The 10000-nt window shown below is 48.7% G+C and carries 8 protein-coding genes; 5 read left to right on the top strand and 3 right to left on the bottom strand.

Annotated features, from left to right (window positions below):
* Positions 1-250 precede the first annotated feature (250 nt).
* Positions 251-1150 (bottom strand): LysR family transcriptional regulator, encoded by a 900-nt coding sequence (locus LDL40_RS15380; protein WP_300996320.1) that lies wholly within the window; start codon positions 1148-1150, stop codon positions 251-253.
* A 130-nt stretch (positions 1151-1280) separates the two neighbouring features.
* Here LDL40_RS15380 and LDL40_RS15375 point away from each other — a divergent pair, with 130 nt between their 5' ends.
* The 5 genes from LDL40_RS15375 (at position 1281) to LDL40_RS15355 (ending at position 6841) form a co-directional block, all read left to right on the top strand.
* Positions 1281-2039 (top strand): SDR family NAD(P)-dependent oxidoreductase, encoded by a 759-nt coding sequence (locus LDL40_RS15375; RefSeq protein WP_300996319.1) that lies wholly within the window; start codon positions 1281-1283, stop codon positions 2037-2039.
* A gap of 115 nt (positions 2040-2154) precedes the next feature.
* Entirely contained in the window at positions 2155-3798 is a 1644-nt protein-coding gene (locus LDL40_RS15370; RefSeq protein ID WP_300996318.1) for an ATP-binding protein, read from the top strand.
* A gap of 22 nt (positions 3799-3820) precedes the next feature.
* Complete coding sequence (locus tag LDL40_RS15365; protein ID WP_300996317.1) at positions 3821-4528, top strand: response regulator transcription factor; 708 nt, start codon at positions 3821-3823, stop codon at positions 4526-4528.
* On the top strand, positions 4512-5903 hold the full coding sequence (locus LDL40_RS15360) for an ATP-binding protein (protein WP_300996316.1): 1392 nt from the start codon (positions 4512-4514) through the stop codon (positions 5901-5903). Before LDL40_RS15365 ends, LDL40_RS15360 begins: the two co-directional genes overlap by 17 nt.
* A gap of 59 nt (positions 5904-5962) precedes the next feature.
* Positions 5963-6841 carry an aspartyl protease family protein gene (locus LDL40_RS15355; protein ID WP_300996315.1) on the top strand — a complete coding sequence of 293 codons (879 nt, stop codon included), beginning with the start codon at positions 5963-5965 and terminating at the stop codon, positions 6839-6841.
* Positions 6842-6888: 47 nt separating this feature from the next.
* Here LDL40_RS15355 and LDL40_RS15350 read toward each other — a convergent pair whose 3' ends face one another.
* Complete coding sequence (locus LDL40_RS15350; protein ID WP_300996314.1) at positions 6889-8595, bottom strand: alpha-amylase family glycosyl hydrolase; 1707 nt, start codon at positions 8593-8595, stop codon at positions 6889-6891.
* A 237-nt stretch (positions 8596-8832) separates the two neighbouring features.
* Positions 8833-9804: a catalase family peroxidase gene (locus tag LDL40_RS15345; protein ID WP_300996313.1), complete on the bottom strand. Its 972-nt coding sequence runs from the start codon at positions 9802-9804 to the stop codon at positions 8833-8835.
* Between the last annotated feature and the right edge of the window lie 196 nt (positions 9805-10000).

The following is a 10000-nucleotide window of genomic DNA, read 5'->3' as shown; positions in this document are numbered from 1 at the left end:
GTGCGGCTGGATCTGTAACTTTTGGCGGATTTTATGCGATGGATAAAGTTTCTCTAACGGGTTGCTGTCGACCTCGTGTGGCACTCCATCCACAATAAACTGATCAGGCATGTGGATTGCAGCATGACTTCCGGCGCTGAACCACAACAGCAGACTGATGCAAACATAGCGCATAAAATTCCTCAGTAATGGTTGATGGAAACACTGTACTGCAGCAGGTCAAAGCCTGTGGCGTCCGGAGTAATCACCTTTAGTTGTAGCCTGAATTCACTAGTTCTTGCAACCAATCGATAAAAACTTTTAACCTGCGACTCAGCTGGCGTCGGTGAGCGTACAAAACTGAAACTGGCATAGCAGCTGGCTGATAGTCTGGTAACACTGTCACTAGCCTGCCTTGTTGCACCAACTGACGCACCGCAACTTCTGGCACCTGTATGATGCCTAATCCAGCCAGACAAGCCGCAGTATATGCTTCGGCATTATTTACAGTGATGGCACCCTGCATAGGCCAGAATTTGGTTTTACCCTCGTGCAAATATTCAAAACCATCGGGTTTACCTGATAATTGTTGGCTATAAAAAACTAAATGGTGATTCTGCAAATCTTCGAGCTTTGTGGGTTCACCACACTTTTCCAGATAAGAGGGGCTGACGCAGTTCACCAGTTTTAGCTGTGACAAGGGACGTGCGATCAAACTACTGCTGCTGAGTTGGCCTACACGAATGACGGCGTCAAAACCTTCAGCTATTAAATCCACCCTCCTGTCCGTGCTACTCAATTGGATATGTAGTTGCGGGTGCAAAGCCAGGAACTTGGGCAGTGCAGGGATCACTGCCTCTCTGGCAAAGCCTGTGGGCATATCTATTCGTAAAATCCCTTTAAGCTGCTCTGGTTGCTGCTGAAACAATTGCTGCAAATCGTCAAAATCGGCCAGTAGTTCAACACAACGCTGATAATACGCCATACCGTCATGGGTCAGTTCAACCCTTCTGGTGGTGCGGTTTAAAAGCCGGATATTAAGCTGGGTTTCGAGCTTCTGCACTGCTTCCGATACGCAAGTTTTGGGTAAACCTAATTGTTCTGCGGTGCGGATGAAACTACCAAGTTCGGCCACCCGCTGAAAAATCTGCATCTGCTGAATTCTATCCATTTCGCCTGTTCTCCCACCACTATCCTTATTTTACGAACAGTGATTTCGTTTTTACCTTGTTTATCCTAATAAATTTAAACAATACACTGCTTAGGTCAAGTCAACCAGTGTGAATTATGAGGAAGAAAATATGAGTCAGAATATCGCGTTAATTACAGGTGCCAGCCGGGGCCTGGGCAAAAATGCTGCTTTAGCTCTGGCAAAAGCAGGTGTGGATTTAATTGTTACCTATCACAGCAAAGCGGACGAAGCGGAAGCCGTAGTGGCAGAAGCTAAGTGGATGGGACGAAAAGCTGTAGCCATGCAACTGGATACCGGAAATGTATCTGCTTTTGCCGACTTTTCAACACAATTAGCTACTCACTTACAACAAATATGGCAAAGGGAGCAATTTAACTTTCTGGTGAACAATGCAGGTTTTGGTGCTCATGCACTTTTAAGCCAGACCACTGAACAACAGTTTGATGCACTACTGAATGTGCACTTTAAAGGCGTGTTTTTCTTAACTCAGACCTTGTTACCACAGATAGCCAATGGTGGCAGCATCCTGAATTTGTCTTCTGGTTTAACCCGCTTTGCCTTGCCAGGTTATGGCGCTTATGCCGCAATGAAAGGTGCTGTGGAAGTATTAAGCCGTTATTTGGCGTTGGAGTCCGGTGCCAGAGGTATCAGGGTAAATACGCTGGCACCTGGCGCTATTGAAACCGATTTTGGTGGGGGCGCAGTACGCGATAACGCAGATATTAATAGCTACATTGCGTCACAAACAGCTTTGGGTCGGGTAGGTTTACCTGATGATATTGGTGGTGTAGTGCAAATGTTATTGTCTGAACAAAGCGGCTGGATTAATGGTCAGCGCATAGAAGTTTCAGGCGGTATTCACTTGTAAAACGCCCTTGTGCTGCTATTTCGGGTCTGGTTATACATTTTGTCTCAAGGATCGATTGCGCCTTGTGCTGTGGCTGGTTAGAGTGTTGCCACTATCAGTACTGAGACTTCGATCTTTGAGCCAGTCCCAAAACACAGCAACTATAGCCTTACAGCAACAACTGACGGGTATCCGCCATCAGTTTGCTGACACGCTGCTGCGCAGTATGGCAATTATTGCGCTTTTTGGTGTGCCTTTGTCCATGATCAGAGCCTTAAATACAGGTTGGTTGCCGCTTTACACCGCTCATTTTTTGTTAGGTGTAGTGTTATTGCTCGGTACTTTTTACAACAAACAGCTGTCTTTGCCGTTTAAAGGCATATTGCTTATTGTGGTATTTTGGCTGGCCGGACTACCAGGCACGCTGAACTATGGGTTTGCTTCGCCTGGAGTCTGGTGGCTACTGGCCAGCTGTCTGGTCGCCTATGTGCTGTTTAAAGCCAGAGTTGCACTGATGCTGGCGGCCATCACTTTGATCTGCCTGCTATTGATTGCTGCAGCTTTTATTTCCAACTACCTGGTGCCCCCACAAAGTGCGACGCCTTATTTGTCGGATCCCACTACATGGGCTGCTTATCTGCTGGTCAATTTTATGGTGCTTTTTGTCATCATCCGCAGCTTTATCAGTTATACGGCGAGTTTGCAGGCCACCACCCAACATCAGTTCAGGCAATGGATAGAAGATTTACCCGTGGGTATAGTGGTACTTGGACCCGATTTGCAATCCTATTACGCCAACCATGCTGCGACTGAAATGTTTGGGGCTCAGCAATATGCCCATCCAATCGCTTTTGTTGCTGGCACTGATATTCCTTACCCCATGGCGGACATGCCTGCCATGCGCGCTTTGCGTGGCGAAACCTGTCAAATTGAAGAATTGGAAATAGAGTCCGCTGGTCAGCGCCGCTATGTACAGGCATGGGGACGGCCAACCTACAACTCGGAAGGCCAGCTGACTTTTGGTATTGCAGTTTATGAGGATATCAGTGCCCGCAAACAGCTGGATTTATTAAAGAACCAGTTTGTTTCCACTGTCAGTCACGAGCTCCGTACACCTCTGACAGCTATCCATGGTGCTTTAGGTTTAGTACTGGGTAATGCGCTGGGACAACCTGAGCCCAAAATACGGGCTATGTTGGAAATAGCGGAGCAAAACAGCCAGCGTTTAATACGTTTAATCAATGACATACTGGATATGCAAAAGGTAGAAGCCGGTAAAATGGCTTTTCATTTCACCCGACTGCAACTGGCGCCCTGGCTGACTAATGCCGTAGAACAGCTGGCAGGTTATGCAGTGCAGCATCAGGTACGTTTTGAATTAGCCCCTGTGCCTGATGATCTGTGGTTATCTGCAGATCCAAACCGCCTGATGCAAGTGCTGGCCAATTTATTATCTAACGCAGCAAAGTTTTCACCCGCCGACGCCATAGTTCAGATCCGGGTTGAGACCTATGCCGATTTTGCGCGTATCGCTATTGAGGATCATGGTCCAGGTATAGAAGATGAATTTAAAGCGGTGATTTTCAGACCTTTTAGTCAATCAGATACGTCGGACATCCGACGTTTTGGCGGTACAGGACTAGGTTTGAGTATCAGTAAATCTATAGTGGAACATCATGGTGGCGTTTTGTGGTTTGAGAGCACTTTAGGCAAAGGCAGCACTTTTTACATCGACCTGCGCAGGAAAGATTCCCCGGCAATGCCTCATTTGTCAGAATAACTCAGCTGTTTCAGGAGTGGTCATGAAAACCAGAAGTAGCCAGTTACTTTATGTCGAAGACGAGCAAAGTATTGCTCAGGTGTTGTTGCTTTACCTTCAGCAACAAGGTCATCAGGTGCAGCATTATGACAATGCTTTGGATGCCCGTCGTGCGCTGCTGAATCTGAATTTTGATCTGGCTATTCTGGATGTGATGCTGCCTGGCGGTGACGGTCGTGATTTACTCCAACTGGCGGTACAAAAAAAAATTCCCTGCATTATGGTGACAGCACGGGTGTCTGAAGAAGACAGAATTGAAGGTTTTGAGCTGGGCGCAGACGATTATGTCTGTAAACCTTATAGCCCACGCGAAGTGGTCTCCAGAGTACAGGCCTTGTTAAAACGCAGCCAGCAAGGCCATCAGCGCAAAACCCTGCGGTTTGACGGCTTAACCCTGGATATACAGTCACAACTGGTCTGGCTGGATCAGCAGGAATTGAAACTCACCAAGTCTGAATATCTGTTATTACAGACCCTGGCCAGTCAGCCAGACAGAGTTTTTGATCGTCAGACCTTGCTGGACAAAGTCTGGCCCGACGATGCGGCCGTCAGTGAACGCACTGTAGATACCCATCTGACCAACTTACGCAAAAAACTGGCCGACAGCAGTCAGCAGCCACGTTTTATCCAAACCAGGCATGGTCTGGGTTATCAGTTTATTGGCAGGTTGTCTGATGAAAATCCGCACTAAAATTGCGCTTTTGGTAGGTTTTTGTACTTTTTTGATGCTGGGCAGCTATTACCTGTTGTCTTTGCAAAGCGCGACCAATGCCCTGATCGATTTTCATAAACGCAGCACTATTATTCTGGAGCAATCCATATCTGATCCTGTCCAGCTGGAGCAAGCATTGCAACAGCATCAGGCCAGCACCGGCCAAAGCCTGCTGCAGCAGTTAACTCAGCAGTTCCCCCAGCACCATTTTTTAATTTTGCTAGACCGAAAACTGCAGCACAGCAGCATGAAGGATGCAGAGCTGAGTCTGGACTCTGATGAAACTGCCCGTGGCTTTCATCTGAAACTGAAAGGGCCGGATAATAAAACCAGTGTGATTTATTTAATTAACGATCCGCTGCCGGTACAGATCGCAGGCCAGACTTATGGCGTGCTAACTTTGCCAAAAAGCCTGCTGGGTATAGGCAACAGAGAAGATACACTGCGAACCTCCTTACACCAGAGTTTTGCCTTGTGGTTTGCCGTTTTGTCCCTTGTTGCAGTGGTACTGGCATGGCTGGGCGCCCGCTATTTACTCAGCCCTATGCTTACACTGAAAGCCGGTTTTTCCCGACTGGAACAAGGGGATTTGTCTGTGCAGCTCGACAGTCAGCGCACTGACGAAGTCGGCCATATTTTCCAGAGTTTTAATCAATTAGCCTCTAAACTGCAGCGCCTGCAGCAGCAATATAAACAAATGAGTTCAGATATAGCCCATGAGCTGCGCACACCGCTGACAGCACTACGCTCACGACTCGAAGCCATTCAGGACGGTTTGTTGCAGGCCGACGCCCAACAAGTAGGTCAGCTGCTGGATGATTTGCAGAATCTGACTCGTTTAGTCGAAGACCTGCGGCTGCTGTCGTTGACCGAATCAGGTCAATTGAAAGTCGAACTGCAACAGGTGGATCTGGCCACCATGCTGCAACAGCTGCATCAGACCTATTTGCCCCTGGCCCAACAGGCTGATTTGGAGTTTGAACTGCAGCTGCAGCACGCGGTGGTGCTGGCCGACCCACTGCGCTTGCGGCAGGTGGTCACTAACCTGCTGGACAATGCCTTTAAATATGGTGCCGCAGGGAAAAAAATCCGGCTGGCGTTGTATTCTGTGGGGACGGACTGGCAACTGGAAGTGGCCGATCAGGGGCCAGGTATTCAGGCCCAGCCGGCAGAGCTGGTGTTTGAACGTTTTTATCGTGATCCCTTCAGCGGTAAACAACCAGGTTCGGGCTTAGGGCTGGCCATTTGTAAACAACTGACTGAATTGATGCAGGGCCAGATCAGCGTGCAAAGCGAAGCTGGTAAAGGCAGCCGTTTCTATCTGCAACTACCCGCGGTTTCTGCCATTTCTTGATAATTTCCTGACATCTGTTTTGTACAGTGGCTGCCATAACCCTGGTTAAGGAGCCACTGATGAAAACATTAACTTCGTTGAGCCTGATTGCCGCTTTATCTTGCTTTAGTCTGCATGCCAACCCGGCACAGACCTTTCCAATGGAACTCACCGCCAAAGGCCACGCTTATATCAGAGCCAATCTGAATCAGCTTGAAAGCTACCCTATGGTGCTGGATACCGGCGCTCAGACCGGCTTATTGCCTCAGAGTATTTTGCCGCTGTTAAAACTGGATGATAAAGCACTGAGTACAGATCAGGCCGTTGGGGCGACAGGCGCTGTGCAGATGCAAACCGCCACATTGGGCAGCACTGTGGTGGGCAGCTTTGAACATAAAGACCTGAATTATCTGGTCAGAGACATGGTAAAACTGACACTGCCGGATGGCAAAATGCCGGGCATCCTCGGGCACGATTTTTTACAGCATTATTGTGTCGACCTGAATTTTAAAGAGGCCATAGTCAGCTTAAACAAAGGCGCCTGTGACGCTGCTGCAGTAGCCGGATTGCAGGCTACGCCCTTTAAAATTGAAGACAACTTTGTACGGCTAACCGCCCAGGTGCAGGGAGTGACGACCGCTGTGTTGCTGGACACAGGTGCGCACCATAGCTTTATCAATACGCCTTTGTATAAACAACTGTCAGGCCTGACGGTCAACGGTACTGAACAAACCGGTGGTATGACGGGACATACGCAGGATCGGCAGGTGCTGGCAGGCTTAAGTTATCAGTTAAACGGCCATACGGTAAAAGAAGCTCGTTCCTATCTGGCGGATATGCATGTGTTTAAACATCTGGGATATGCTGACAAGCCATTTATGCTGCTGGGCATAAACGCTTTTAAAAACGGCCGTATGGTGCTGGATTACGCCAACAAGACGTTGTATTTCCAGCAATAAATAACAACGGAGTCACAGCCAGGGATAGCTGTGACTCCGTTTTAATCTTAGTTTTGCCAGATTTGCAGCTGATGTGCATTTAACTCTGGTGTTTCATCTTCCTGCCATGTCGCTGTGAAGCCTGCTGGCACTAAGTCCTCAGGCACTGCCATAGTTTCGGCCGATAAGTTCAGTAGCAGTACACTCTGTTTATCGCCTAAAGACCGGACTATTTTCAGTAACTTACCTTCGGCTAAGAACTCCGCCTTGTAGTCCCCTGCTATACCAAACTCAGCGCGGTCGGCTTTTTGTTGGATCAAGAATTTATACAAAGACCAGACCGACTTTGGATCGGCCTGCTGCGCTGCGACGTTATTCGGGCCTTGTTGCTGAGCGGCCAGGAAAGGTGTCCACCAGCTACTTTCAGCCTGAGGCGGGAATAAGTCATCGCGCTGCACCCAGACTTTGTCTGCTGTGCTAAAACCAGCCTGAGCGCTGTTGTCCCAGAACATGGGCGAGCGGCGATGTAAGTGTTCTTTGTCTGAGGCCTGAGTCAGCGCAATTTCTTCACCGTAATAGATGTAGGTTGTGCCCGGTGAGCTGAATAACAAAGCCGCAGCCAGCTTGGCTTTGTTAAAGTCCTGACCAATTTGCCAGCTTAAACGCGGCTGGTCGTGGTTGGTCAGAAAGGGGCTGAAAAACTCCATAGGAGCCGCAGTGGTTTTACGTTGCTGCAGGTTAGCCATCAGCAGATTATCTGCGGATGAAGCGCTTTGCTGCATAGTGCCAAACTCAGCATTCTGTTTGCCCGCGTTCAGCAGTTCCAGCACCTTGTAACCAAACTCAAAATCAAAACCTGCATCCAGTCCTTTGCCATCGCCCCAGTATTTGGCGGCTATAGGCAAATCGACCCAGGCTTCAGCCACCAGATAAGCATCTGGTTTGACACTTTTCACGTACTGAGTGAAGTCGACCCAATAGTCGATAGTGCCTTGAGTATCTGCCCGCTGCTGTGGCCCATCTTCCTGCACATAACGCACTGCGTCTAAACGGAAACCTGCAACACCTTTATCCAGCCAGAACTTGGCCATCTTTTTCATTTCAGCTATGACGTCTGGGTGTTTTAAATTCAGATCAGGTTGTGATGCACCAAAAGCAGCGTAGTACCAGGCTTTGCGTTCTGCGTTGTAATGCCAGACAGCTTCAGGCTTGACTTCAGTGCTCCAGGCCGGACCCCAGCCATCTGTTGGCATTTCATCACGCCAGATAAAATAGTCTTTATAAGGGGCTTCGCCTTTGGCTGAGCGCTGGAACCAGTCGTGTTTATCGGAGATATGGTTAATCACTAAATCGAGGATAATATTAATGTTTTTAGCTTTGGCCGCCTGTACCAGCTCTTCAAAATCCTGCATTGAACCGTAATCTTGTTCTACCTGATAAAACTCGGTGAAGTCGTAGCCATGGTAAGAAGGAGCTTCGAACATAGGCGTTAACCAGATGGCGTTGATGCCCAGATCCTGCAAGTAAGGTAGCTTGGCTTCGATGCCTTTAAAATCACCTGTACCATCGGCGTTGGTGTCATAAAAACTGCGGGGCCAGATTTGATAAAACACTGCATCCTGCCACCAGGGTTGTGTTGCTTCTGTACTTTGAGCAGCAGTTTGAGAAACAGCGGCAGGAGTTTCAACAGTAGTAGTCGTGGCTTGTTCCGGCGCTTTGCCGCAGCCCGTTAATGCAACAGCTAAAGCCAGCGCGAGCAATGATTTATTCAGCATTCGAAGATCCCTGTTTTTTTGAATTTGACCCAGCTTAGTCAAATTCCAGCCACAGGGCCAGACTGCATACGAATGCACCCGAAAGGTGCATTCGTTTTAGCGTCAATTCCCTATACACCCAAAGTAATTGGAGTTGCAGGGAGGCGAAAAGGGCGTGATACCCCGGGAGCATAGTCGCCTATGTGACCGGGGTGAGAGCACGCAGTCAACAAAGCTGCAGCTTCAAGTACGAAGGGTTTATTGACCTGTCAGGCGTTTGCCAAAAGAGATGGCATAAGCAGGAGAGCGCATTTGCAGCACTCTGTCGGCGCTGGCACGCAGACCTGTGCTCAGTACGTTCGGATCAAAGTTAATGCCAGTGCAGGCTTCTCCGCCTTGCTCTGAAATGGATAACAGCCCTATATCCAGAGTTTTACGCTCTTTGGGCCATAACACTGAAGGATCGGTTTCAGTGTCCCCTGCTTCACCCAGCACCAGTTGCATAGTCCACTGAGTGGGGCCTTTGGCTAAACGCTCGGACAGTCGCTGTTGCAAAAAGTCTGTCGGTGGTGCTTTGATTTCGGCTTCAGTTAAGCCTTTCACGCCATCTTTGGGCACAAATTGCCAGCGCACTTTTTGTTCAGTGCCACTGTTGTCTTTGATAAAGAAGGTATGAATACCAAAATAAGGCGTAGTGGCGTAACTCCAGGGAGGGGAGTTTTTCGCTAAATACTCAGCTTGGGGTTGGGTATCCGGATGCGCAACGCGAAAGGCCTGAACTTTGGCCAGATCAGGTTTCCCCGTCGCCGGATCTGGGATTAGAGTTTGCAGCAAGCCCAAAAAGTTTTCCGGATCTTTAGCACCAAAGACCGGGGTACTTAACATGGTAAAATGCTGAATCTGACCGTTGGCGGTTTTTAACTGCAAACCTAAACCACGGGGCGAACGACCATTCTCCGGCGCTTTTGGATTACCGCCAGCCATAGAAAACCGCGCAGTGACGGGCACTGTTTCACCGGACAACCAAGCGACTGAGCTAAAGTTTTTGGCATCGGGCAAAGCCTGAAAACTGCCGACTGCACAAAAACCCTTGGCATGCCCTTTACGCTCGCCTTTATGTTCACCAAAGACTTTGGCAAATGCGGTAATCAACTGATCAGCTGTCGCCTGTTCGGCAGCATGCAAAGCCGGGCTTAACGCCAGCAATAGAGATAAAGTCATTTTGTTCATGGCACATCCTTTCTGAATCACTGCAATAAATACTGTAAATAGAGACAGGACAATCAATTAAAAACTTTCAAAGAAGAGCAAAGTAGGATAGCCCGAAGGGGGAACGCCAGGGATGGCAGCGAATAAAAAATTGCCCGGAGCAATTTTTAACATCAAAGCGCAGCGACGATGGCCCGAAGGGGGAGCGCCAGGGATG

It is taken from the genome of Rheinheimera sp., from assembly GCF_020217005.1.
Classification (GTDB): Bacteria; Pseudomonadota; Gammaproteobacteria; order Enterobacterales; family Alteromonadaceae; genus Pararheinheimera.
The sequence above is the reverse complement of the archived record's forward strand: the minus strand, read 5'-3'. Positions and strand labels throughout refer to the sequence as shown.